The following is a 24,473-nucleotide window of genomic DNA, read 5'->3' on the forward strand; positions in this document are numbered from 1 at the left end:
TCTCAAGAGGTAGCACGAAGTCCACCCCTGCGGCGTCCACCGCCGCCTGCGGCATCCCCGGGAACTCCGCGCTCTGCGGATCCTGCACGATCACCGTGCCCCCGCGCGACTTGACGGCCTCGACCCCCGTGGCGCCGTCCCGGCCGGTCCCGGTGAGTACACAGGCGATCGCTGCCGCCCCGTAGGCACGGGCAACCGACTCAAAAAGGAGATCGGCGGAGGGACGGACGAAGTGGACAAGCTCAGTACTGGTCAGGGTCAGGACACCATCGGAGCCGACCACGAGGTGCCGGTCGGGTGGGGCAATATAGACGGTGCCGGGCAGCGCACACTCCGCCGCCTCCGCAAGCTTCACCCTGAGCTCGGTACGGCGGGCGAGGATCTCGGCGAGCACGGTCCGGTGCCGCCGGTCGAGGTGCTGAACGACCAGCACAGGCACCCGTAGATCGGGGCCCAGCCCCCCGAGCAGCAGACTCAGCCCCTGGACACCGCCCGCGGACGACGCGACGGCGACGATGTTGTAGTCATCCACTGATGGCCTGTCGACCGTCACATCCTGAGCCTAGCCGAACCTTGGCCGACCGGGGAGAGGCGCAAGCAGCAGGCACAGCCGCAGGCCACCCCCTGACTGGCACCTGCGGGCCCATCGTCAAGGATATTCAAGATATTCACCTAAAGGAGGGATGTTCTCTCGGGTGAAGCGTTTCTGTTTGAGATTCCATCCTGCTGCGGGTGTGCATCGGCCTAGAGTCCCGTTGCGTCACCCGTGCTCCCGGTGGCTGTGGACCTCCGTCTTCACCCGCTTCGGAACCCAAGCGGGCAGCCCCCTGAACTCACGGTGATGCCGCCATGTCCAGGAATCCCTCTCCTCCCACCCAGCGCATTCGCATATATGCGACGGCAGGACGAACGGTCGTCGAATTGCTCGGTGACATCGACATCGCCGCCGCCCGCTGGATCACCCCGCAGTTGGACGCGACGACAGGCGGCTCGAAAACCGAGCTTGTAATCGATCTCGGCCCGGTCGAGTTCCTCGACTGCTCAGGACTGACGCTGCTGTGCCGCGCACGACGGCGCATCGAGGAACGAGGCGGACATTTGACTCTCGTCTGCCCTCACCCCGTCATCCGCAAAATGCTCCAGATCACCGGACTCAGCCAAGTCTTCGCCCTGACAGCCACACTGGACGAAGCACTCGACGGCCATACACCCGCGTGCTGAGAGCGGACCCCCGCCAGAGGGGTGTGTTCGCCCACCCAAGGCTGAATCAGGCTCTTACTCTCGGCGCCGTTCACCCTGAGCTGTCACTGGAGACATGCTGCTCATCGAGCAGGAGAATCGGCCTGTGCAACGGGCCATCAACGACCCCGTGCCCCCGGGTCCGAAAAACACTCGTCAAGAGGCCGGAGCCCTTTCCGTAGCGGACATCACCGGACTCCGCCCTCGTCCTCCCGCCCCGTATTCAAGTTGGAGCATACTTCCACACCGCCCCGACCGGCCGTGAGGCCGATCCGCCGGCGGCCGTCGCCCACATTCGACGATGGCCGCCACCATCACTACTTCTCAGGTGTCGGCAGATCAGTCCGCAATCGGCAAGTAGACGCGGTTCCCCTGGGCGGCAAACTCGGCGGACTTGGCCATCATGCCCGCCCGGATCTCCTCGTCGCTGGTCACAGTCCCATCAGGGCCGAATCGTTCAATGATGTTTTTGCTGATCTTCATCGAGCAGAACTTCGGCCCGCACATCGAGCAGAAGTGAGCCGTCTTGGCCGGCTCGGCGGGAAGCGTCTCGTCATGGAACTCCCGTGCCGTGTCCGGGTCCAGGGCGAGATTGAACTGGTCCTCCCACCGGAACTCGAAGCGGGCGTCGGACAGCGCGTCGTCCCACTCCTGCGCACCGGGGTGCCCCTTGGCGAGGTCGGCCGCATGGGCGGCGATCTTGTAGGTGATGACGCCGGTCTTGACGTCGTCACGGTTGGGCAGGCCCAGGTGCTCCTTGGGGGTGACGTAGCAGAGCATGGCCGTGCCCCACCAGGCGATCATGGCGGCACCGATACCCGAGGTGATGTGGTCGTACGCCGGCGCGACGTCCGTGGTCAGCGGGCCGAGCGTATAGAACGGAGCTTCATCGCAGATCTCCTGCTGAAGGTCGATGTTCTCCTTGATCTTGTGCATCGGGACATGGCCCGGGCCCTCGATCATGGTCTGTACGTTGAAACGCTTGGCGATCGTGTTGAGTTCCCCGAGCGTCCTCAACTCCGCGAACTGTGCCTCGTCGTTGGCGTCCGCGATCGAGCCGGGCCGCAGGCCGTCGCCCAGCGAGTACGTGACGTCGTACGCGGCGAGGATCTCGCAGAGTTCCTCGAAGTTCTCGTACAGGAACGACTCCTTGTGGTGCGCCAGGCACCATGCCGCCATGATCGATCCGCCGCGCGAGACGATGCCGGTCTTGCGGTTCGCGGTGAGCGGTACGAACGGCAGGCGGACGCCTGCGTGGACCGTCATGTAGTCCACGCCTTGCTCGGCCTGTTCGATGACCGTGTCCTTGTAGATCTCCCAGGTCAGCTCCTCGGCGCGGCCGTCGACCTTCTCCAGCGCCTGATAGAGCGGCACCGTGCCGATGGGGACGGGGGAGTTGCGCAGCACCCACTCGCGAGTGGTGTGGATGTTGCGGCCGGTCGACAGGTCCATGACCGTGTCGGCGCCCCAACGGGTCGCCCAGGTCATCTTCTCGACCTCCTCCTCGATGGAGGAGGTGACCGCGGAGTTGCCGATGTTGGCGTTGACCTTCACCAGGAACCGCTTGCCGATGATCATCGGCTCGATCTCCGGGTGATTGACGTTGGCGGGGAGTACCGCCCTACCGGCGGCGATCTCCTCGCGGACCACTTCGGGAGAAACGTTCTCCCGGATGGCCACGAACTCCATCTCGGGTGTGATCTCACCGCGGCGTGCATAGGCGAGCTGTGTGACGGCCTGGCCGTCACGACTGCGACGCGGCTGGCGCGGTCGTCCGGGGAAGACCGCGTCGAGGTTGCGCAGGCCGCCACGCGGCGAGGTGTGCTTGATCCCGTCGTCCTCGGGACGGACGGGACGGCCCGCGTAGTCCTCGGTGTCGCCGCGGGCGATGATCCAGTTCTCCCGCAGCGGGGGAAGCCCACGGCGGACGTCGGTCTCGGTGAGTGGATCGGTGTACGGGCCCGATGTGTCGTACAGCGTGACCGACTGCCCGTTGGTGAGGTGCACCTGGCGGACCGGCACCCGCAGATCGGGGCGTGAGCCCTCGACATACGCCTTGTGCCAGCCGATGGACTTCCCGGCCTCCTGGGACTTCTCGTCCTGAACGGAGGCAGGCGTGCGCGCGTCCTTGATGGTCATGAGACCTACTCCCTACGCCGGCATTACCCGGTAACAGGTTCGGCGGTCGACGCAGCGGTATCCGTCTGCCGACGTTTCGTGTGAAACATCACTCGCGATGGGTGATGTTTCATGTGAAACATCGCTGGGACGGAGGTCAGCGCCCTCTCAGCCCGGTGCTCCGAGCTCCCGCGTGTACAAAGGTGGCTCCACGCTAGCGTCAATTCGGGCGCGGTGAACAGAGGGCCCCGGTCGTTCTTGCGATGATCGGTCGGTGACCACGAAGCATGGACCTCCGTACCCACCCCCCGAGCCACCCCGCGGCTCGGGCGCCGGAAGCGGCCCCCGAAGCGGTCCCGGGAACGGTCCCTCGCGGGGCAACGGCCGTACAGACGGCCGGGGTTCAGGTGTTCCCGGAGGCAGATACGACGGCGGATACGGCCGTGGTTCCGTGGGCGGCCAAGGCGATCGGGCGGCTGGAAACGGCGGCTGGCACGAGCACGGCAGCCGACCCGGACCCGGCCCCGGCTCCGAAGGGATGCCGGAGCAGCGAGGCGGAGCCGGCGGGGGGTACGAGCGTGGTCCCGGCGACCGTGGCCCGCACAGCTATGGTCCCGGCGAACCTGGGCCGCACAGCTATGGTTCCGGCGAACCTGGCCCGCACGGCTGTGGTCCCGGCTCCGGCGGCTCGGCGGGGCAGGGACCCGGTCCGAGTGACCGGGACGGTCACGATGCCGGTAGTGGCCATGGTCACGGATCCGGATCCGGCGGGCCACGGGGCGGTGGCGACGGTGACGGGCATGGGCATGGGCATGGGCACTCACACAGTCACGCCCACGGTCCGGCGGCCCCCGTCTCCCGACATCTGCGCAAGGTCATCGCGGCGGTTCTGATCCCGTTCGCGGCGGCGGTGATGGTGGGGCTCGTGGTGCTGTGGCCGGGCGGTGCCCCGGGGCACGAGCGCACCGGGGTCGGCTTCGACCGGCAGACACAGCAGGCCACGGTCACCAAGGTGGTCGAGCTGAACTGCAAGGACGCGGGCAGCTCGGGAGTGCCACCGACCGGCGACACCTCCACCGCCGAGGGTTCCTCCGCGGTGCAGCAGGAGCGCGGCACCTGCAAGAAGGCGACCATCCGGGTCGACACCGGCAAGGACCAGGGCCGTACGTTCACGGAGATTGTCCAGCCCGACCAGTCCCGGCAGTTGCACGAGGGCCAGGAGGTCGTGGTCGCCTACGAGCCCTCCGCGCCCAAGGATCTCCAGTACTCGGTCACCGATGTGAACCGGCGCGTGCCGTTGGCCGTGCTCGCCGGCATCTTCGCACTCGCCGTCGTGGTCGTCGGGCGGCTGCGAGGTGTCATGGCACTGATCTCGCTGGCCATCAGCTTCCTGGTGCTCAACTTCTTCATCCTGCCCGCGATCCTCCAGGGCTCGAACCCGCTGATCGTGGCGGTGGTGGGGTCGAGCGCCATCATGCTGACCGCCCTCTATCTCTGCCACGGCCTCTCGGCCCGTACGTCGGTCGCGGTGCTCGGCACGCTGATCTCGCTGCTGCTGATCGGCGTCCTCGGCTCGGTGTTCATCGACTGGGCCGCGCTCACCGGCAACACCGACGACAACACCGGCCTCATCCACGGGCTGTATCCGTCGATCGACATGAGCGGGTTGCTGCTCGCCGGCATCATCATCGGTTCGCTCGGTGTCCTCGACGACGTGACTGTCACCCAGACGTCCGCGGTCTGGGAGCTGCACGAGGCCAACCCGACGATGGGCTGGCGCGGGCTGTACCGGGCCGGCATCCGCATCGGCCGCGACCACATCGCGTCCGTCGTCAACACGCTCGTCCTCGCCTACGCCGGCGCCGCGCTGCCGCTGTTGCTGCTCTTCTCGATCGCGCAGAGCGGCGTCGGCACGGTCGCCAACAGTGAACTGGTCGCGGAGGAGATCGTGCGCACGCTGGTCGGCTCCATCGGACTGGTCGCGTCGGTTCCGGTGACCACGGCCCTGGCGGCCCTGGTGGTCTCGGCCGACCGGCCGGAGAAGGGGGCGGCGGTGCCAACGGGCACCCAGCCGGCCACGGCGGGCGCGCAGCCGGCTCCGGGTCGCGGCGGGCACGGACGACGGCGCAAGCGGTGAGAACGTCAGCGGTGACGCGGAAGCGGTCACGGCGGATGCGGTTACGCCAGAGGCGGTGACGTCGGATGCGGTCATGGCGGCAGATGCGGTGACCGCAGAGTGCGGTGACGGTCCGGCGCTGACAGCAGAGCGGCCGGCTGAAGGCCGCCCGACCCGGTGCCGCCGACTCCGCCCGTCCGGCGGAGCGTGAACCACACTCGGCGGGGCGGAAGCGCCCCCACGCGCCCCTTGCGCACCCGCTGAAGCGTTACGCCACGCCGCTCTTGCTGACATGACGCCTCACCCGGCGCTCTGCTCCTCCGCCAGGATGCGATCCAGGGCCTCGTCGAGGTGGGCGTCGAAGTCGGCGAGCGTGTCCTCCTGCCCGAGGGGCACCAGCTTGTCGGTGCGGTCGAGGAAGGCCACCAGCGGCGCCACGGAGGAGCGGAACAGCGCCTGGTCCACACCGACCTGAAGCCGGATCAGGACGTCGCCCAGTGTCTCGGCACCCGCCGGTGAGACCCGTACATCTCCCTCCCCGCACGGCCGGCCCACCCCATCGACCAGCAACTCACGGCCGAAGGCCCAGGTCACCGGGGCGTCACCGGGCAAGTGAAAGGTCAGCCGTACCGCGTAGGGATCACAGGTCTCGTAGCGCAGCTCCACCGGGATGCGGAAGGACAGCTCCTCGGAGACGAGAAAGCTCATCATGACCTCTGCCTGTACGGACTCGCGCATCGCCTACCCCGTCGTTTGCCTTCGACTGGCCGGGACCGGATCCCGAGCCTGGAGGAATCTTGCTGAACGTACACGAGAGATCACAAGGAGTGAGTTTTCAGATACTGATAGAGATCGCCAGTGACCCCAGAAGTCGCCCGATCTCCTCCTGCAGCTGACGTGCCGCCGACAGCAGCCGATCGGCCTGTTCGACGGGCATGGAAATGGCCATCGTCGCGGCCGTGGTGCCCACCGTGATCGGGATCGCCGCGCACACCGTGCCCAGCGCGTACTCCTGACGCTCGGTCACCGGCTCCATTCGACGAATCCGCTCCAGACGGCGGAGCAGCGCGCGGCTGTCCCGGACCGTGTACGGGGTGATGGCCTGCACGGGATGGCGCTCGAGGTGGTCGCGCCGGGCGTCCTCGTCCAGCTGGGACAGCAGGCACTGACCGATGGCGTGCGCATGGCCGGTCTCACGGAAGTCGGCCCATTCCTCGACCGCCGGATTTCCGGGGGTGTCCGAGACGCACATGACCTCGATCTCGCCCTCGCGGTACTGGGAGTAGTACACGGGAACCCCAATGGCATCGCGGCATTGGGCGAGCGCGTCGGCGACCGTGCTGCGACGTTTCTGCTCGGCTCCGCTGCTGCTCAGCCGCACGGCAGCCTCCCCGATGAAGAACAGCCCTCTGTCGCGGCGCAGATAGCCCTCGTGCACCAGCGTGCGCAGGAGGTGGTACGCGGTAGGCAGGGCGAGGCCCGTCTCGCGGGCGAGTTGTTTGGCGGGGGCGCCGTACTCATGCTCGGCGACGCATTCCAGCAGGCGCATCGCGCGCTGGACGGAGCCGATGAGCGTCGCGGAGTTGGACTGCTCGGAGGATTCCCGGGAGGCCTGCCGCGGTACCTGAGGTACGGCGGTGCGGGGCCGACCCGGGAGTGCGTGGGGTTGTGAGGATGCGGTCTCAACCGTGGCCAAGGGTCACTCCCGAAGCGCGAGGGGGCGGTCCGTGCTGGGGAACACGGGTGGGGGTACGCCGCTCGCGGGGTCGGTCCCCGCGTCGATTTTCGGACTCTATTGGCCCGCCACCGCTCGCGGACGCCCGGTCCGGGAAACTTCCCTCGCCCGAGGGAACCGGTGATTCCTGTTACCGCCCACCGGTCCCCACGGCCCTCACCAGTCGCTGCGTGACGAAGAGCTCGACATGAACTTCCGTACGACGTAGATCAGTCCACCGACCAGTGCCACGAAGACCAGCAACTTGAAGAGCAGTCCGATCACGAACCCGACCACACTGGCTATCAGCCCCCCGAACACGACCAGAGCGATGACCGGCACCGCGATCCACTTCACCCACCACGGCAGTCCCGCGAAGATCTCACGCATCGCCCTCGTCCTTGCCTCTCCGCCCGTCCTGTGCCGGGTCCTGATTCTCGAATCTGCTGATTCCCTGCACTCGATGCTAGGACCGGCAGGTGCCCCGGCGGGGCCCTCGCAGCCCTTGTCCTCCCCTGATCGATCCCCTAGGGAACCCTGAGGCCAAGGGTCAGCTCTCGGGCGGAGAGAACACCACGAGCACCCGCAGATCCTCGCTGATGTGGTGGAACTTGTGGGCGACTCCGGCCGGGACGTACACCACGCTGCCGCGCGCCACATGCGTGGTCTCCATGCCGACGGTGATCTGGGCCCGGCCGCTCACGACGAAGTAGACCTCGTCCTGGTTGTGCGGTTTCTGTGGATCATGACCTCCCGCATTGAGCGCGTACAGACCGACAGACATGTTCCGTTCCCGCAGAAACTGCAGGTAGGCACCCTCATTGGCGGCGCGCTCCGCCTCCAGTTCGTCAAGCCGGAATGCCTTCATCGCTGATGTTCGCCCTCGTCCCAGTGCTCATGGCCGATCTCGTCTGCCACGATCAGACACATGAAGAATTTCGTAGTCAAGACGATCGCCAACGCAGGCGCCCTGGCGGTCGCCGTCTGGCTGCTCGACAAGATCACCCTCACCGGTGACAGCACGGGCAAGAAGATCGGCACCCTCATAGTCGTCGCGCTGATCTTCGGTTTGGTGAACTTCCTCGTCAAGCCGATCGTGAAGCTCCTCAGCCTTCCGCTGCTCATCCTGACGCTCGGCCTGTTCACCCTGATCGTCAACGCGCTGATGCTGCTGCTGACCTCATGGCTCGCCGACAAGATCGACGTGAGCTTCCATGTCGAGGGCTTCTGGACCGCCGTGCTCGGCGGCCTGATCATCTCCATCGTCTCCTGGGCGCTCAACCTCGCCCTGCCCGACGGGGACTGAGCATCCGATGACCTACCGCGTCTGCTTCGTCTGCACCGGCAACATCTGCCGCTCGCCGATGGCCGAGTCCGTCTTCCGCGCCCGCGTCGAGGAAGTCGGGCTGGACGGCCTGGTCGAGGTCGACAGCGCCGGCACCGGCGGGTGGCACGAGGGCGACCCGGCCGATCCGCGCACCATCTCCGTCCTGGAGGAGCACGGCTACGGCAGCGGCCACACCGCCCGGCAGTTCCAGCCGTCCTGGTTCGACCGCCTCGACCTCGTCATCGCCCTCGACTCCGGCCACCTCAAGGCGCTGCGCCGCCTCGCTCCCTCGCCGGAGGACGCGGCGAAGGTGCGCCTGCTGCGTTCCTACGACCCCTCCGCGGGCGAGGACCTCGATGTGCCGGACCCGTACTACGGCAGCCGGGACGGCTTCGAGGGCTGCCTGGAGATGGTCGAGGCGGCGAGCACGGGGCTCCTTGCGGCGGTCCGCGAACAAGTGGAGGGACAGGCGGCATGAGCGGTGCGGAGGCACAGGGGCTCGGCGGGGACGGCACGCGCGCGGTGCGGGCCGGCCTGCCCGAGCCGGTCAAGTACGAACCGACCCTGCCGGGCCCCGTGTTCGCCGCCCACTTCCATCTGCCGGGCGAGCCGACGGGGCCGTACACCTACGGCCGGGACGAGAACCCGACCTGGACCCACCTCGAGCGCGCCATCGGCGAGCTGGAGGCGCCGGGGGAGGACGGCGTCGAGACGCTGGTCTTCGCCTCGGGCATGGCCGCCACGTCGTCGGTGCTCTTCTCCCAGCTACGGGCGGGGGACGCGGTCGTCCTGCCCAGCGACGGCTACCAGGCGCTGCCCCTGGCACGCGCGCAGTTGGAGGCGTACGGCATCGAGGTGCGGACCGCGCCGACCGGCGGGGACGCGCAGCTCGGCGTCCTGGACGGCGCGAAGCTGCTGTGGATCGAGACCCCGTCCAACCCCGGCCTCGACGTGTGCGACATCCGGCGGCTCGTCTCGGAGGCACACGCGCGTGGCGCGCTCGTCGCCGTCGACAACACGCTCGCCACGCCGCTCGGGCAGCGCCCGCTGGAGCTCGGCGCCGACTTCTCCGTGGCCAGCGGCACCAAGCAACTGACCGGACATGGCGATGTGCTGCTGGGATACGTCACCGGCCGCGACGCCGAGGCCATGGCGGCCGTACGGCGTTGGCGCAAGATCGTCGGAGCGATTCCCGGGCCAATGGAGGCCTGGCTCGCCCACCGGTCCATCGCCACGCTCCACCTGCGCGTGGAGCGGCAGAACGCCAATGCCCTGGCGGTCGCCGAGGCGCTGCGGGACTGGCCCGAGGAACTCGCGGTGCGCTACCCGGGGCTCCCGGGCGACCCCTCGCACAAGATCGCCTCGCAGCAGATGCGGCGCTATGGGTGCGTGGTGTCCTTCACGCTGCCCACGCGCGCGCGTGCCGAGCGCTTCCTGGACGCCCTGCGGCTGGTCGACGACGCGACCAGCTTCGGCGGAGTCCGGTCCACGGCGGAGCGTCGCGGACGCTGGGGAGGCGATGCCGTACCGGAGGGCTTCGTTCGTATGTCGGTCGGCGCCGAGGATCCGGAGGATCTGGTGGCGGATGTGCTGAACGCGCTGGATGAATCGGCCCGGTGACCGGGTCCGGCCCCGCGGCCGCCGTCGTCCGGATACATGGAACGGGCGGTCCGAACCTCCCCCCTCGTGGCTCGGACCGCCCTCGGTTCTGCGCGCGAAGAACCGCGCGAACAAGGCTAGTTGACTCCCTGTCAGTGTCCAATCACAGTAGCGACAGCGACCTATCGACTTATTTATAGTTGGGCCCTGCCCTGGGGGTGATGAGAAGGGCGAGGAAGGGGAGGGTGTGGCATGGATCTGGCCTTGTTGCGCACCTTTGTGACCGTGCACCGGGCCGGCTCCTTCACCCGCGCCGCCGCGCTGCTCGGACTGTCGCAGCCAGCCGTGACCTCACAGATCCGCACCCTGGAAAGGCAGTTGGGCCGCCCCCTCTTCCTACGGCAGGCCCGCGGGGTGACACCGACGACCATGGGCGACGAACTCGCCCACAAGGCCGCACCGCATCTCGACGCCCTGGTGGAGATCGCCGAGACGGGAATCGACGACGAATCCTCGCTACGGACCCTGCACCTCGCCGGCCCTCCTGAGTTCACCGCCGAGCGCGCGCTGCCCGCGCTCACCGAGCTGACCGGCGAGGACGGCCAGGGCTTCGCACTGCGCGCGTCCTTCGGGAACGCCGAGGAGACCCTGGAAGGGCTGGCCGCCGGACATCATGATCTGGCCATCGGTACGGCCCGTCCGCGCGGCGCACTGCTCACGGCGACTCCGCTCTGCGACGAGGAGCACGTGCTCGTCGCGGCTCCCAGCCGGGTGGACCGCATCGGGGCGGGGCAGCTGCGCCACAAGGGAGCGCACGCGCTGGAGGACGTCCCGGTGGTGGAGGTGCATGAGTCCCTCCCCTTCGTCTCCCGTTACTGGGCTTCGGTCTACGACTCCCGCCCCGCCGCCCCGGGCACCGTGATCGTCCCCGACCTGCGCGCGGTTCTCGCATGTACGGTCGCGGGTGCCGGGCTTGCGGTGCTGCCCCGTTATCTGTGCGCGGACGCGTTGGAGCGCGGCGAGGTCGTCGCCCTGCACGATCCGCCGGTGCCGCCGCTGCGGACGTACTTCCTGGTGGTCCGCACCGGAACGCTGGCGATGCCGCACATCGCGCGGGCCCACGAGTGGCTGCTGCGAGCGGCTGCCGACTGGGCCTGAGCAGGACTTTCGGCGGCCTCACGCAACGAGCTCAACCGGTGACGTCTTGCGATGTTTCACGTGGAACCAGCCGGGCCACATTTCTCCCATGACCGTCCGACCCGTGGTCAAGCGCACCGCACGCGCCGTTCTGCTGGACGGCGACGATCTGATCCTGATCAAGCGCACCAAGCCCGGCATGGATCCCTACTGGCTCACGCCCGGTGGCGGGGTCGAGCCGACGGACTCGACCGTCGTCGACGCCCTGCACCGCGAGGTCTATGAAGAGCTCGGCGCCAAGATCACCGATGTGGTGCCCTGCTTCGTCGACACTGTCGAGCACATCGGCGAGGACGGCGGAGCGACCGGCGTGAAGGTGCAGCACTTCTTCGTCTGCCGGCTGGGGTCCATGGACACGTCCTTGCGGCACGGCCCCGAGGTGGATGAGCCCGTCGGCGAGTACGAGATCGTGCGGGTGCCGTTCACCCGGGTCGGGATCGCCTCCGTCCATCTGGTGCCGCTGTCGCTGCGGCACTACCTTGACGGCAACATCGAGGGCGTCCGCGCCATGCACGCGCCCGACCTGGGCTGATATCCGACGGCGACCTGACCGTCGGCGTACGTCAGTTCGCGGCGACGAGCTCCTCCACCGAGTCATGGCGTATGCGCTCGGTCGGGACACCGAGGTCTCTCAGTACGTCGACACCGCTGCGGATCATGCCGGGCGGTCCGGAGACGAAGGCGTCGCACTCGGTCCAGGGCCCGTACTGGCGTATGGCTTCGGGAAGTTGGAGCAGTCCATTCCGGTCCACCACCGGGCGGACCTTCAGCCAGGGGTGGGACTGCTGGAGCCTGAGCATCGTGTCGATGTCGTACAGGTCCTGGTCGGTGCGGGCGCCGTAGAACACCTCGACCGATCGCCGCTCGCCGTGCTCGGCGACATCCTCAACCAGCGCCTTGATGGGCGCTATGCCAGTGCCTCCGCCCAGGCAGAGCAGACCGCTGTCGGTGGTGTGGTTCACGGTCATCGAACCGGTCGGCGGGCCGAGCCGGATGATGTCTCCCGGCCGGGCGCGGTGCACCAGAGCGTTGGAGACCCAGCCGGCGGGCACGGCCTTCACATGGAACGTCAGCAGGCCGTCGGTGCGGGGCGCCGAGGCGAAGGAGTAGTGCCGCCAGATCCTGGGCCACCAGGGTGTCTCCAGGCTTGTGTACTGCCCGGCGACGAAGGGATAGGGCTGGTCGGGGCGGACCGTGACGACGGCGATGTCCGAGGTTCTGAGGTCGTGCGCCACGACCTCCGCGTACCACCAGGCGGGGGCGCGTAGTTCGTCCGCCGCCGCGGCGTCGATCATGACCTGCGAGATCGTCCTGTACGTCCGGACCCAGGCGGCCTCCGTCTCCCCGTCCCAGACGCCGGCGGCGTACTTGCTCAGCGCGCCGATGAGGCACTCGCCGACGGCCGGGTAGTGCTCGGGCCGGGTGCCGTACTTGCGGTGACCGCGGCCCAGGTTCTGCAGGTAGTCCACCAGGACCGGCGTGTTGTCGATGTGCTCGGCAGCGGTGAGCAGGGCCTTGAGCAGCCGATCGCGCTGGGTGTCCATCGCGGCCGGGAACAGGGCCCGCAGGTCGGGGTGGCGCACGAAGAGCAGCGCGTAGAAGTACGACGTGACCTTGTCGGCCACGGGGGCGACCTCGGACATCGTCCGGCGGACCAGAACCGCGTCAGGGGACGCGGGTTGGGCCGGGGCGGGGCGCTGGGTCGGGACATGCAGCTGCGGGGCGGGCGGTGCCAGGGAAGTCGGCGGCGCGAGTGTTGCAGACGGTGTGAAGGGCGTGGAGCCCGATGGATGGGGCCGTGGTGACGTGGCCTGGGCGGCGGCCGGTGCCTGGTGTGGGGCCGGGGAGGGGGCGGAGGCGAACGTCGAGTGCGTGGGCGGTATGTGACCCGAGGTGGGCGGTTCCTGGGTCGATATCGCGAACGCTTCAGGAAGCGGTGCCGGGGCCGGCTGCGGGGTCGGTGTCGGGGCCTGTTCGTGGCTCGACATCGGGGCCCGCGCCCCTCGTTGCGGATCCACCGTTCCGTCGCTCACACGGTGCGCATCGTCGGGGCCTGAGGCGCTGTCCTGGGCCGGCGGGGCCGCCTCATCGGCCGGTGCCGTCCGGCCCACCGGGCGCATCGCGGCCAGGCGCCTGCCCTCGGCCGCCTCCTGTTCGCTGCCCGGAGTCGTCGCCGGCTGCTTGCGCGGCGTGAACCAGCCGCCCCCGCCGCCGGAAGTGCCGTTGTCGGCCGACGTGGTGGTCGGAGCGTCCATGGTGTGCCTCGCCTCGAACATCTTTCGGTCGGTCTGCGCACTTCCTCGATCGGAAGGTGCCTGCTTCCCCCGCGACGGCTTACATTCCCCGTTCGTTGCCGCGATCCAATACGGCCACATTCAACCCGTATTCACACCCGGTACGGACAAGTAAGGCGAGAGTGTGACATTGACCGCAGTACCCTCACCGCACCTTCCCACCGCGCGTCCGCGCCCGGGCTTCATAACCGAGAATGCGGGTCTTCGATCTCTCCGTCCCATTAGGCTGCCTTGCCCTGCGTTCGGTCCGAGCCGGGAGTCCGCATCACAGCTCGGAAACGAACCGGAGTCGACCATACCGGCCGGCGCCCCGATCACAAGTCCCCCCTTGCTCGCTCACGAAATGGACGAGGGGATGAAGGCCGCTTCCTTCAATTACCGGCCGCTGCGCACCAATTCATAGGCTTCCCACAGATCCATCCCCATGTAAGTGTGCGTCGCGAGCCCGGCCAGATGACGGTCCGCATTGACCGCGACGGATACCGGGACGGCACCGAACAGGTCCTTGTCCGACAGCGAGTCGCCATAGGCGACGCATTCGCCCCGTGTCACCCCGAACTCCGCGCAGAGCCGGTCGGCGATGCGGACCTTGGCCTCGGCGCTGAGCACTCCCGCCGGATCGACGGGCTCGGTGAACGGCACAGACGGAAAGAGGGAACCGTACACCGCATGCGCGCCCCAGCCCGTCAGACGCTCCACGAAGAAGGAGGGCGAGAGCGAGACGACGGCGCAGTAGTCGCCCTGTCCCCTGATCTCCGCCCAGACTTCACGGATCCGAGTCAGCCAAGGAGCGGCCTCGAAGGCGGCCGCCACATGAGCCTCGGTGAGATCGGCCCAGAGCGCGTGTACCCGCTGCGCGTACTCAGGTGGGCCGATCAGCCCTGCTGAGATATCCCGGTCGAGCGCGACGGTCTCTTCCTCCAGCCCGAGCTGTCGTGAGATCTCCACGGGCGCGGATGTGCCATGCAGGAGCGTGCCGTCCAGATCGAAGAGGTGAAGTCTCGCCATAGGGCGTGAGGTTAGTGGCGTGGGTTAGTGGCGTGTGCGCTCCATCCCCTGACTGGAGATCTCTCGCTCCCGTGGGTGGAGGTCTGAAGCATTGCGACCGGCCACGCCCGTCGCCACGAACAATCGTGGAAAGCCCTTCATGGTTGCTGGCCGTTCGCCCATGTTTCACGTGAAACACCCAGCGTCTACCGAGACGCTGTGCGGTGGACCATCACATGGCCAAAAGCTCGTACGTCTCCCCGGAAACAGGTGGACGATCAGGGCAGTCGTCAGACAGCCTGACCTGCGTGCCGACTCCTTCCCTCGCCGCTCTGCCCATCCGCCGTCTGACGCTTCGCGACCTCACCGCCTGCGCCGACTTGTCCGAGGATCGGGGTTGGCCCCGTGAGGAGCACAAGTGGGGGTTCCTCCTCACAGCCGGGAAGGGCTACGGCATCGACGACCCCGACGGCGGGCTCGTCAGCGCCTGCGTCGTCACGGAGTACGGACCACAAGAGCGCCCCGGGTTGGGCGCCATCGGCATGGTCCTGGTCTCCGAGCGGCACGCCCGCCAGGGCGTCGGACGTCGGCTGATGCGTCACATCGTCGACTCGATGGGCACGACACCGATGACGCTGCACGCGACGCCGTACGGCCAACCGCTCTACGAGGAGCTCGGCTTCAAGGTCATCGGACGGGCGGAGATGCTCTGCGGGCACTTCATGCCCGACGCCTCGGCGCCTTCGGTGGCCACACGTGCGGCCACCGCCGAGGACCTCAGTGCGCTCGTGCGGCTCGACGGGGAAGTGTTCGGCGCCGATCGCACGCACATCATCACGCGGTTGCCCGCTTTCGCCGACCAGCTTCGCGTCGCCGAGGAGAACGGCCGGATCATCGGTTACGCGGGCGCCTGGCCCAACATGGACACACAGGTTGTGGGTCCGCTGATCGCCCGCGACACCGAGACCGCGAAGGCGCTCATCGCCTCCCTCGCCGCCCACACCGACCGCCCGTTGCGCACGGACATCGACGTACGCCATGAGGAGCTGCTGGACTGGGCGAAGGAGCACGGTCTGACATTCCTCGCCTTCAACTCGGTCATGACGTACGGCATCTCGGAGCTGCCCGGCGACTGGACCCGGCGCTTCGCTCCGCTGACGGTGGCGGCGGGCTGAGGCACCCCACCTCGGGCCGAGGCACTCATGGGAAACACCGGTCCCCATCGGGAACCGGCGTTTCGTCGATACGGACGTGCCGTCAGGCGAGCGCCTCGATCGCGGCCGTCGCGAACCCGTGGTCCTGCTCCGGCGCGCCGCCGCCGACACCGATCGCACCGATCAGCCGACCGTCCCGGTGGATCGGCACACCGCCCGCGATGAACAACAGCGGTCGATCGAGCGCCGTGGGCAGGGTGTGGAAGAGCCCGCCGGGCTGTACCGCGTCGACGAGGTCAGCGGTCGGGGCGTCGAGCTGAAGTGCCGTGTAGGCCTTGCGGGTGCTGGTCTCACCGGAGATCAGCACGGCACGGTCGTTCCGTCGGAAGGCGAGCAGATGGCCTCCTGCATCGAGGACCGTGACACTGACGGTCACGCCGGCCTCCTCGGCCGCACGGTGCGCGGCGGCGACGAGGACGTCGGCCTCCTGGGTCCTCAGGGGGGCGAACGCGGTGACGGTGCTCATGGGTTCTCCTTGCGGTTGGTGCTGGGTGGAGCGGTGCACTGCTGAGGTGGACAGTCACGGAGCCGGATATAGAGCCGGATATGCGGGGGCGGCCCTGACCCCGCACACGCGTCGACTCAGTGGTGTGCGACGGCTCGGTGCTCGGCTGCCGTGGCGCCCGTGACGACGGTGCTCGAGGCCGCTCCGTCACGGCGCTCCAGTGCGGCCGAGAGGATCGCGAGCAGCAGTGCGGCCGCGGCGAGGGCGGCGCCGACCCAGTTCGGGGAGGTGTAGCCGAAGCCGGCGGCGATGACGAGGCCGCCCAGCCAGGCAGAGAGGGCATTGCCGAGGTTGAAGGCGCCGATGTTCACGGCCGAGGCCAGCGTCGGGGCGCCGTGTGCCTGGTCGAGTACGCGCTTCTGGAGCGGCGGGACCGTGGCGAAGCCCAGTGCGCCGATCAGCGCGATGGTGACGGCCGCCAGGACCTTGTTCTGCGCCGTGAGAGTGAAGAGCGCGAGCACGACAGCGAGGGCACCCAGGGAGACGTACAGCAAGGGCATCAGCGCGCGGTCGGCGTACTTGCCGCCGATCAGATTGCCTCCGACCATGCCGAGCCCGAAGAGGACCAGCAGCCAGGTGACGGATCCGTCGGCGAAGCCGGCGACGTGGGTCATCATCGGCGCGATGTAGGTGATGGCCGCGAAGACACCGCCGAAGCCGAGGACCGTCATCGCCATGGCGAGTAGGACCTGGGCGTTCTTGAACGCCGCCAGCTCATGACGCAGCCGTACGCCCTGCGGCTTGGGCAGGTCGGGGACGAGCTTGGCGATGCCGATCAGGCCGACGACGCCGAGGGCGGCGACGATGCCGAAGGTGACCCGCCAGCCCGCGGACTGCCCGACGAACGTGCCCAGCGGGACGCCGACGACATTGGCCACGGTCAGGCCGGTGAACATCATCGCGATGGCGCCGGCCTTCTTGTCCGGGGCGACCAGTTCGGCCGCGACGACGGAGCCGATGCCGAAGAAGGCACCGTGGGCGAGCGAGGCGATCACACGGCCGATCAGCATGACGGCGAAGGCGGGGGCGAGGGCCGAAAGCAGGTTGCCGGCGATGAAGAGTCCCATCAGCAGCATCAGCATCCGCTTGCGGGAGACCTTGGTGCCGAGCACGGTCATGAGCGGAGCGCCGAGGACCACGCCGAGCGCGTAGCCGGTCACCAGGAAGCCCGCGGTGGGGATGGAGACCCCGAAGTCACTCGCGACCTCAGGCAGCAAGCCCATGATCACGAACTCAGTCGTTCCGATTCCGAAGGCCCCGATCGCGAGGGCCAGAAGCGCGAGAGGCATGGAGGGGTAGCACCTTCCAGGAAGATTGCAGGAGCGCTTTACGTTCGAAGACAATACTTGCAGACGCGGCATACTTGCAAGCGCAGGTATTGCGGGCCCTGCTCAACCCTGCCTTCAGCCGCTCCGGACGGAGGAAACCCCATGACAGCGACGGACCCCGCACTCACGGCCCTCGCCCAGGGCTGGTGCGCCCTATCTCTGCTGCACGGCAGGATCGAGACGCACATCGAGCGCGCCCTGCAGTCCAAGCACGACCTGAGCGTGCGCGAGTACTCCCTGCTCGACGTCCTCAGCCGCCAGCACAACGGCGAAGGCGGCCACCTCCAGATGAAGCAGGTCGCCGACGCCGTCATCCTCAGCCAGAGCGCCACCACCAGGCTCGTGACCCGCCTGGAGGACCGCGGACTGCTTTCGCGCTACCTCTGCCCCACCGACCGCCGCGGCATCTACACCGACGTCACCGAAGCCGGCCTCCAACTCCTGGAAGAGGCCCGGCCGACCAATGACAGAGCCCTGCGCGAAGCCCTGGACGAGGCCACGAGAACCCCCGAGCTCGTCCCCCTCGTGCGGGTCGTGGAGTCGCTTCCGGCGCCCGCATAAGGTGCGGGCATGGGAGATCTTGAGATACGCCCCGCTGTCGCCGATGACATCCCCGCGATCGTCGGCATGCTCGCCGACGATCCGCTGGGCGCCCAGCGTGAGTCACTGGACGACCTGACCCCTTACTTCGCGGCGTTCGAGCGGCTCAACAGCGACCCGAACCAGCACATGGTCGTCGCTGTCCGTGAGGGCCGCGTCATCGGCACGCTCCAGCTCACAGTCATTCCCGGGCTCTCCCGGCGCGGCGCCACCAGGTCGATCATCGAGAGCGTACGCATCCACGCCGACGGGCGCGGCAGTGGTCTGGGCACTCTGCTCATCGAGTGGGCGATAGATGAATCCCGACGTCTGGACTGCCAGTTGGTGCAGCTGACCTCCGACAAGAGCCGTACGGACGCCCGCCGCTTCTATGAGCGGCTTGGCTTCACGGCCTCGCACGTGGGCTTCAAGCTCGAGCTGTGAAACGCCGAAGCGCCTGTTTCACGTGAAACAGGCGCTTAGCCAAACCTCCGCTTCGCCGTACCTCGGCTTCGCCAGAATGACGCTTCCTCCGAGCTCTCCCCCCTGCGGACGGTCAGGACGAGCTGATCCCCCGCCACCCGTCGGGATCCACCCCACCCGGCACGGCAGCCCCCTCGTCGTACGGCTGACGCGTGAACACGAAGGACCCGAGGTCCAGATGGTCCAAGGTCCCGTCCGGCCGTCGTACGGCCCTCAGGAGCTCGCCCGCGTAATAGCCCTCCAGCCCCGTCCAGGTGCCGTCACCGTTGGAACGGAACCGTGAGCGACGGCCCTTGCCGGACAGCGGCTCCAGGGAGACCAGGCCGTCGGCCGACAACCGCAGCGCGAAGGCGTGCGTTCCCCAGTACCAATGCCCGGCCAGCTCCAGAACCGCTGCGTCGACGTCCGCCATCGGGCGCCATGGCTCGGGCATCCGCGGCTCGGCCTCGGCGACGATGCGGACGAGGTCGGCGGCAACCGTGAACAGCAGTGGGCCGGAGGTGCAGTTGGCCAGGACGACTGCGGCCAGATCGTCCTCCACGCTCAGGGCAAGGCAGGCGAGGAAGCCCGGCAAGGACCCGGTGTGTCCGAGCAGCGTCCTGCCGTCCTGATGCCGGATCTCCAGGCCCAGACAGTAGGCATAGCCGCTCGTCACGTCCGCAGCCTCCTGCGGAGCCGTCGGCGTCCTCATCTCCCGCAACGACTCGGCACTCAGCACACTGTCGTCGCCCCGGATCAGGAAGGCCGCGAACCGCGCCAAGTCAGCTGTAGTCGACCAGAGTTGACCAGCCGGTGCCATACGACCTAGGTCCTCGACCGGTTCGGGAAGCATCACATCGGCCCAGGGATGCACCGCCCACCCTCCAGCGTGCGGGGCCTCCGGTCGCGTACTCGTGCGGTTCAGCCCCAGGGGTTCGAGCACTTCACGCCGGAGTACGTCCTCCCATGGAGCCCCCCGCAGCCTCTCGACCAGCGCGCCCAGCAACGTGTAGCCCGGATTGGAGTAGTGGAACCGGCGGCCGGACGGATGCAGGAAGGGCTGTTCGCCCAGGACGTCGGACAGCTCGGGCCGCAGGGCTCCGGAGGTCCGCTCCCACCACGGCCCGGGTGACTCGGCCGCCAGCCCACTGGTATGCGCGAGCAGTTCGGCGATGGTGGCCTCCCCCGCCCCAGTGCCCGGCAGATGCTTCTCCAGCGGATCGCCGAGAGCGAGCAAGCCCTCGTCGCGCAGTCGCAGGACGAGGACGGCGGTGAAGGTCTTGGTGATCGAGCCGATGCGGTACTGCACATTCTCGTCCGGTCCGTGCCCGTCCACCGAGGTACGCGAGCCGTGCCACACCGCCCGGCCGTCACGCACGACCGCGGCCACCAGTGAAGGCGCGCGCCCTTCGGCCTGGGCCACGGCGATGCGGTGCAGCAGCGCGCGGCGCGTGGCGGGCAGCAGCTCATCCTGAGATGTCGTCATGCCCACAGTCCATCCCGGTGACCACTCGGTAGTCGAGCGGATAGCCGCCGCCACGGCCGCCGACGCGGCTGTAGGGTCTCGCCGCTCGTGACATGTCGATCTTGCGTGACCTGGGCGTTCTTGGCTGTCTCACGGCCTTGTCACCCATGATCAGTCTCAAATCCACGGCATTTCCTCGCGAGGGCGAGGTCGAGATCAGGCGGCTTGCCCGAGTCGGCCGAGTACACCACGCTGAGCCCCGAGCACGAGGACTACCGGCGAGCCCAGATCGCGCACCGACGAGTTTCCCGCGCCGTGCTGGTCTGTACGCCGGACACCCACGGACGGAAGGCTGCGCCATGCGGAAACTGATCTACGGCATGAATCTGACCCTGGATGGCTACATCACCGCGGCCGGCGACGACATCGGCTGGAGCGGACCGCCGAGCGACGAGCTGTTCCAGTGGTGGCTCGACCACGAGCAGGCGAGTGGCCTGTCGCTGTATGGGCGCAAGCTGTGGGAGACGATGAGCTCCTACTGGCCAACCGGCGACCAGCAGCCCAACGCCACCCCGGCGGAGATCGAGTTCGCGCGGAACTGGCGGGACACGCCGAAGGTGGTGTTCTCCTCGACGATCGACAAGGTCGACTGGAACACCCGTCTGGTCACCGGCGACGCGATCGCCGAGATCACCCGGCTCAAGGCCGAGGACGGCGGCCCCATGAACATCGGCGGCGCAACGCTCGCCGGGGCGGCCATGCGCGCCGGGCTGATCGACGAGTACGCGATCGCCACCCATCCGGTCCTGGTGGGCAGCGGCACGCCGTTCTTCACCGCGCTGGACAGCTGGGTGAACCTGAACCTGGTGGAGAGGCGGACGTTTCCCGGCGGCGTGGTCCTGACCAGGTACGAGACGAGGCGCTGAGCAGCAGCACCCACGCGCTAGCCTCACGGTGATGTCGTATACGACGTCGGTACGACACGGCCCGTGAGATTACGACATCAGCCGCGAGACCCCACAGGGCGGCTGATCAGGTCTGCGCCATGTCCACGAACCGCGAGTAGTGGCCCTGGAAGGCGACCGTGATCGTCGCCGTCGGACCGTTACGGTGCTTGGCCACGATCAGGTCCGCCTCACCGGCGCGGGGCGACTCCTTCTCGTAGGCGTCCTCGCGGTGCAACAGGATGACCATGTCGGCATCCTGCTCGATGGAGCCCGATTCACGCAGGTCGGAGACCATCGGTTTCTTGTCCGTACGCTGCTCGGGGCCACGGTTCAGCTGGGAGAGCGCGATGACCGGGAGCTCCAGCTCCTTGGCGAGCAGCTTGAGATTACGGGACATGTCCGAGACCTCCTGCTGACGGCTCTCGGCGCGCTTGGACCCGCCGGACTGCATCAGCTGGAGGTAGTCGATGACGACGAGCTTGAGGTCGTTGCGCTGCTTCAGGCGGCGGCACTTGGCGCGGATCTCCATCATCGACAGGTTCGGGGAGTCGTCGATGTAGAGCGGGGCAGCCGAGACGTCCGGCATCCGGCGGGCCAGTCGCGTCCAGTCCTCGTCGGTCATCGTGCCCGAGCGCATGTGGTGCAGGGCGACGCGGGCCTCGGCGGACAGCAGACGCATCGCGATCTCGTTGCGGCCCATTTCCAGGGAGAAGATGACGCTCGGCAGATTGTTCTTGATCGACGCGGCTCTGGCGAAGTCCAGCGCGAGGGTCGACTTACCCATGGCGGGTCGCGCGGCGATGACGATCATCTGGCCCGGGTGCAGACCGTTGGTGAGCGAGTCGAAGTCTGTGAATCCTGTGGGTACGCCGGTCATCTCCCCACTACGGGAGCCGATCGCCTCGATCTCGTCGAGCGCGCCCTCCATGATGTCGCCGAGCGGCAGATAGTCCTCGCTGGTGCGCTGCTCGGTGACCGCGTAGATCTCGGCCTGCGCGCGGTTGACGATCTCGTCGACGTCGTCGTCGGCCGCGTATCCCATCTGTGTGATGCGGGTACCGGCCTCGACCAGGCGGCGCAGCACGGCCCGCTCGTGCACGATCTCCGCGTAGTACTCGGCGTTCGCCGCCGTCGGCACCGTCTGGACCAGGGTGTGCAGATAGGAGGCGCCGCCGACCTTGTTGATCTCGCCGCGCTTGGTGAGCTCGGCGGCGATGGTGATCGGGTCGGCCGGCTCACCCTTGGCATAGACGTCGAGGATCGCCTGGAAGATCGTCTCGTGCGCGGGTTTGTAGAAGTCGTGGCCCTTGAGGACCTCGACCACGTCGGCGATGGCGTCCTTGGACAGAAGCATGCCGCCGAGGACGGACTGCTCGGCGTCGAGGTCCTGCGGCGGGACCCGCTCGAAGGCCGAGCCACTGCCCTCCCACTCGCCGCTGTCCCGGCCGCGATCATGCTGCTCGTCCCGCCCTCGGCCACCATCACCACGGCGGCGGGAGGCGGGCAGACGATCGCTGGGGCCGCTGTCGGCCCACGGGTCGTCCAAGGGCTCGGAAATACTCACCGAGCCACCTCCTCACGTCCGCCGAGCGGACCTCGCCGTGCCCCTCAGTTCTACGGCACGCCACTGACAAATAAGAGGCCCAACTCCGGTTCTGCCACGTCGGTTTTGTGACGCTTTCACGGCCGACGAACGGAGCGGGCGCCGGACCACGGTAGGCCCGCGGGCACCGTCAGCCAATCTGGTTATCCACAGGCCATGTGGACGACGGCCCGGATGCTGTGGAGAACTCAGCAAAACCTGTGCACGACCCGGTGGACAGCCCTGTGAACAAGCTCCTAAGGATTCCCTGAAAGCCTCTCTGACCAGCCTCTTTGCCATCCACCGGCTGTGCAGAAGAAAAACTTCCCCAGTCGGACCAAGATCGCTTCGAACGGTGCGCGAAAGCACACAGCACGAGACCACGAGTAAGGGTCAGTATGCAATTGCATCTCTTACCTGTGGACGATTAGATTGGTGGCCATGACCCAGGCCCCCGAGACACCCAAGGCCGCCAGGCGACAGCACGATCGAGAGATCGTCGCACTGGCCCTGCCCGCCTTCGGCGCGCTCGTCGCCGAGCCCCTCTTCGTCTTGGCCGACAGTGCGATCGTCGGCCATCTCGGCACCTCTCAGCTCGCCGGGCTCGGGGTCGCTTCGGCCCTCCTCATGACAGCGGTCAGCGTCTTCGTCTTCCTCGCCTACGCCACCACGGCAGCGGTTGCACGACGCGTCGGCGCCGACGACCTCCCAGCGGCGATACGCCAGGGCATGGACGGCATCTGGCTGGCCATCCTCCTGGGTGTCACCGTCGCCGCGCTCGTCCTGCCCACAGCACCGTTTCTCGTGGAACTCTTCGGCGCCTCCGACACCGCCGCCCCGTATGCGACCACCTATCTACGGATCTCGGCACTCGGCATACCGGCCATGCTCGTTGTGCTCGCCTCCACCGGCGTCCTGCGTGGCCTCCAGGACACCAGAACCCCGCTCTATGTCGCCGTCGCGGGCTTCATCGCCAACGCCGCCCTCAACGTAGGTCTCGTCTACGGCGCCGGTCTCGGCATCGCAGGCTCCGCCTGGGGAACCGTCATCGCCCAGTGCGGCATGGCCGTGATCTATCTCGTGGTGGTCGTCCGCGGCGCGCGCGAGCACGGTGCCTCCCTGCGCCCCGACGCGGCCGGGATAAGGGCCTCCGCTCAGGCCGGCGTGCCCCTGCTGGCCCGCACCCTCTCGCTGCGGGCGATCCTGATGATCGCGACGGCTGTGGCAGCCCGTCTCGGAGATGCCGACATCGCGGCACACCAGATCATCCTGTCGCTGTGGAGCCTGCTCGCCTTTGCGCTGGACGCCATTGCCATCGCCGGGCAGGCCATCATCGGGCGATATCTCGGTGCCGGCGATGCCGAGGGCGCTCGCGCCGCCTGCCGCCGCATGGTGGAGTGGGGCATCGCAGCCGGCGTCGTCCTCGGACTGCTCGTAGTGATTGCCCGGCCGCTCTTCCTGCCGCTGTTCACCGGCGATCCGGTCGTCAAGGACGCTGCGTTGCCCGCCCTTCTCGTGGTCGCGCTCTCCCAGCCGATCTGCGGCGTCGTCTTCGTCCTGGACGGCGTCCTGATGGGAGCGGGCGACGGCCCCTACCTCGCCTGGGCCATGGTGCTCACCCTGGCAGTATTCACCCCGGTCGCGTTGCTCGTCCCCGTGATCGGCGGCGGCCTGACGGCAGTGTGGGCGGCCATGACGCTGATGATGGCCGTGCGCATGCTGACCCTCTGGGGGCGTACACACTCGGGCCGCTGGATCGTCACGGGCGCGACGCGCTGACTGTTTCACGTGAAACACGCT

Annotated in this window: 24 protein-coding genes; 12 read left to right on the top strand and 12 right to left on the bottom strand. The window is 68.1% G+C overall.

The window, feature by feature from the left end; all coding sequences use genetic code 11:
* Positions 1-553, bottom strand: a 553-nt coding sequence (locus ACZ7NC_RS30345; RefSeq protein WP_471492691.1) for a chemotaxis protein CheB, incomplete at its 3' end; no start/stop codon positions are given.
* Between the two features lie 296 nt (positions 554-849).
* Between ACZ7NC_RS30345 and ACZ7NC_RS30350 the strand changes: the two genes are divergently transcribed.
* Positions 850-1,221: an STAS domain-containing protein gene (locus ACZ7NC_RS30350; RefSeq protein ID WP_471492692.1), complete on the top strand. Its 372-nt coding sequence runs from the start codon at positions 850-852 to the stop codon at positions 1,219-1,221.
* 357 nt (positions 1,222-1,578) lie between these two features.
* On the opposite strand, the gene thiC is transcribed toward ACZ7NC_RS30350, so the two are convergent.
* On the bottom strand, positions 1,579-3,378 hold the full coding sequence (gene thiC, locus ACZ7NC_RS30355) for a phosphomethylpyrimidine synthase ThiC (RefSeq protein ID WP_471492693.1): 1,800 nt from the start codon (positions 3,376-3,378) through the stop codon (positions 1,579-1,581).
* A 517-nt stretch (positions 3,379-3,895) separates the two neighbouring features.
* On the opposite strand from thiC, the gene ACZ7NC_RS30360 reads away from it, so the two are divergent.
* The gene (locus tag ACZ7NC_RS30360) at positions 3,896-5,494 is read left to right on the top strand and encodes a YibE/F family protein (RefSeq protein ID WP_471492694.1); all 1,599 of its coding nucleotides are present in this window, start codon (positions 3,896-3,898) and stop codon (positions 5,492-5,494) included.
* Positions 5,495-5,773: 279 nt separating this feature from the next.
* Here the strand turns inward: ACZ7NC_RS30360 and ACZ7NC_RS30365 are convergent, their stop codons facing one another.
* The 4 genes from ACZ7NC_RS30365 to ACZ7NC_RS30380 form a co-directional block, all read right to left on the bottom strand.
* Positions 5,774-6,211 carry an SsgA family sporulation/cell division regulator gene (locus ACZ7NC_RS30365; RefSeq protein WP_471492695.1) on the bottom strand — a complete coding sequence of 146 codons (438 nt, stop codon included), beginning with the start codon at positions 6,209-6,211 and terminating at the stop codon, positions 5,774-5,776.
* Positions 6,212-6,308: 97 nt separating this feature from the next.
* Positions 6,309-7,022 (bottom strand): IclR family transcriptional regulator, encoded by a 714-nt coding sequence (locus tag ACZ7NC_RS30370; protein ID WP_471492790.1) that lies wholly within the window; start codon positions 7,020-7,022, stop codon positions 6,309-6,311.
* 342 nt (positions 7,023-7,364) lie between these two features.
* A complete protein-coding gene (locus ACZ7NC_RS30375; protein ID WP_030957557.1) occupies positions 7,365-7,577 on the bottom strand; it encodes a DUF5326 family protein in 213 nt (70 codons plus the stop codon).
* 160 nt (positions 7,578-7,737) lie between these two features.
* On the bottom strand, positions 7,738-8,055 hold the full coding sequence (locus ACZ7NC_RS30380) for a cupin domain-containing protein (protein WP_471492696.1): 318 nt from the start codon (positions 8,053-8,055) through the stop codon (positions 7,738-7,740).
* A 60-nt stretch (positions 8,056-8,115) separates the two neighbouring features.
* Here ACZ7NC_RS30380 and ACZ7NC_RS30385 point away from each other — a divergent pair, with 60 nt between their 5' ends.
* From ACZ7NC_RS30385 to ACZ7NC_RS30405, 5 genes are all read left to right on the top strand, one after another.
* Positions 8,116-8,493, top strand: coding sequence for a phage holin family protein (locus ACZ7NC_RS30385; RefSeq protein WP_471492697.1), 378 nt, complete (start codon positions 8,116-8,118; stop codon positions 8,491-8,493).
* Between the two features lie 7 nt (positions 8,494-8,500).
* Complete coding sequence (locus ACZ7NC_RS30390) at positions 8,501-8,992, top strand: low molecular weight protein-tyrosine-phosphatase (RefSeq protein ID WP_471492698.1); 492 nt, start codon at positions 8,501-8,503, stop codon at positions 8,990-8,992.
* Complete coding sequence (locus tag ACZ7NC_RS30395; RefSeq protein ID WP_471492699.1) at positions 8,989-10,134, top strand: cystathionine gamma-lyase; 1,146 nt, start codon at positions 8,989-8,991, stop codon at positions 10,132-10,134. The genes ACZ7NC_RS30390 and ACZ7NC_RS30395 overlap by 4 nt, the downstream gene beginning before the upstream one ends.
* A gap of 231 nt (positions 10,135-10,365) precedes the next feature.
* Positions 10,366-11,271: a LysR family transcriptional regulator gene (locus ACZ7NC_RS30400; RefSeq protein ID WP_471492700.1), complete on the top strand. Its 906-nt coding sequence runs from the start codon at positions 10,366-10,368 to the stop codon at positions 11,269-11,271.
* Positions 11,272-11,359: 88 nt separating this feature from the next.
* Positions 11,360-11,842, top strand: a complete 483-nt coding sequence (locus tag ACZ7NC_RS30405; RefSeq protein ID WP_471492701.1) for an NUDIX domain-containing protein — start codon at positions 11,360-11,362, stop codon at positions 11,840-11,842.
* Positions 11,843-11,873: 31 nt separating this feature from the next.
* Here ACZ7NC_RS30405 and ACZ7NC_RS30410 read toward each other — a convergent pair whose 3' ends face one another.
* Positions 11,874-13,565 carry a globin domain-containing protein gene (locus ACZ7NC_RS30410; protein ID WP_471492702.1) on the bottom strand — a complete coding sequence of 564 codons (1,692 nt, stop codon included), beginning with the start codon at positions 13,563-13,565 and terminating at the stop codon, positions 11,874-11,876.
* 414 nt (positions 13,566-13,979) lie between these two features.
* The gene (locus ACZ7NC_RS30415) at positions 13,980-14,612 is read right to left on the bottom strand and encodes an HAD family hydrolase (RefSeq protein ID WP_471492703.1); all 633 of its coding nucleotides are present in this window, start codon (positions 14,610-14,612) and stop codon (positions 13,980-13,982) included.
* 287 nt (positions 14,613-14,899) lie between these two features.
* On the opposite strand from ACZ7NC_RS30415, the gene ACZ7NC_RS30420 reads away from it, so the two are divergent.
* A complete protein-coding gene (locus tag ACZ7NC_RS30420) occupies positions 14,900-15,766 on the top strand; it encodes a GNAT family N-acetyltransferase (protein WP_471492704.1) in 867 nt (288 codons plus the stop codon).
* 82 nt (positions 15,767-15,848) lie between these two features.
* On the opposite strand, the gene ACZ7NC_RS30425 is transcribed toward ACZ7NC_RS30420, so the two are convergent.
* Together ACZ7NC_RS30425 and ACZ7NC_RS30430 are read right to left on the bottom strand one after the other, a co-directional pair.
* Positions 15,849-16,271, bottom strand: a complete 423-nt coding sequence (locus ACZ7NC_RS30425; protein ID WP_471492705.1) for a GlcG/HbpS family heme-binding protein — start codon at positions 16,269-16,271, stop codon at positions 15,849-15,851.
* Positions 16,272-16,387: 116 nt separating this feature from the next.
* Positions 16,388-17,599, bottom strand: coding sequence for an MFS transporter (locus tag ACZ7NC_RS30430; protein ID WP_471492706.1), 1,212 nt, complete (start codon positions 17,597-17,599; stop codon positions 16,388-16,390).
* 141 nt (positions 17,600-17,740) lie between these two features.
* On the opposite strand from ACZ7NC_RS30430, the gene ACZ7NC_RS30435 reads away from it, so the two are divergent.
* On the top strand, positions 17,741-18,199 hold the full coding sequence (locus ACZ7NC_RS30435; protein ID WP_471492707.1) for a MarR family winged helix-turn-helix transcriptional regulator: 459 nt from the start codon (positions 17,741-17,743) through the stop codon (positions 18,197-18,199).
* A 9-nt stretch (positions 18,200-18,208) separates the two neighbouring features.
* Positions 18,209-18,661, top strand: a complete 453-nt coding sequence (locus ACZ7NC_RS30440) for a GNAT family N-acetyltransferase (protein WP_471492708.1) — start codon at positions 18,209-18,211, stop codon at positions 18,659-18,661.
* 112 nt (positions 18,662-18,773) lie between these two features.
* On the opposite strand, the gene ACZ7NC_RS30445 is transcribed toward ACZ7NC_RS30440, so the two are convergent.
* Positions 18,774-20,165 carry a serine hydrolase domain-containing protein gene (locus tag ACZ7NC_RS30445; RefSeq protein WP_471492709.1) on the bottom strand — a complete coding sequence of 464 codons (1,392 nt, stop codon included), beginning with the start codon at positions 20,163-20,165 and terminating at the stop codon, positions 18,774-18,776.
* A 338-nt stretch (positions 20,166-20,503) separates the two neighbouring features.
* On the opposite strand from ACZ7NC_RS30445, the gene ACZ7NC_RS30450 reads away from it, so the two are divergent.
* Positions 20,504-21,070, top strand: a complete 567-nt coding sequence (locus ACZ7NC_RS30450) for a dihydrofolate reductase family protein (protein WP_471492710.1) — start codon at positions 20,504-20,506, stop codon at positions 21,068-21,070.
* A gap of 106 nt (positions 21,071-21,176) precedes the next feature.
* Here ACZ7NC_RS30450 and dnaB read toward each other — a convergent pair whose 3' ends face one another.
* Positions 21,177-22,655: a replicative DNA helicase gene (gene dnaB / locus ACZ7NC_RS30455; RefSeq protein ID WP_471492711.1), complete on the bottom strand. Its 1,479-nt coding sequence runs from the start codon at positions 22,653-22,655 to the stop codon at positions 21,177-21,179.
* A gap of 459 nt (positions 22,656-23,114) precedes the next feature.
* On the opposite strand from dnaB, the gene ACZ7NC_RS30460 reads away from it, so the two are divergent.
* Complete coding sequence (locus ACZ7NC_RS30460; RefSeq protein ID WP_471492712.1) at positions 23,115-24,452, top strand: MATE family efflux transporter; 1,338 nt, start codon at positions 23,115-23,117, stop codon at positions 24,450-24,452.
* The last annotated feature ends 21 nt before the right edge of the window (positions 24,453-24,473 follow it).

It is taken from the genome of Streptomyces sp. NPDC111802 (genome assembly GCF_055634335.1).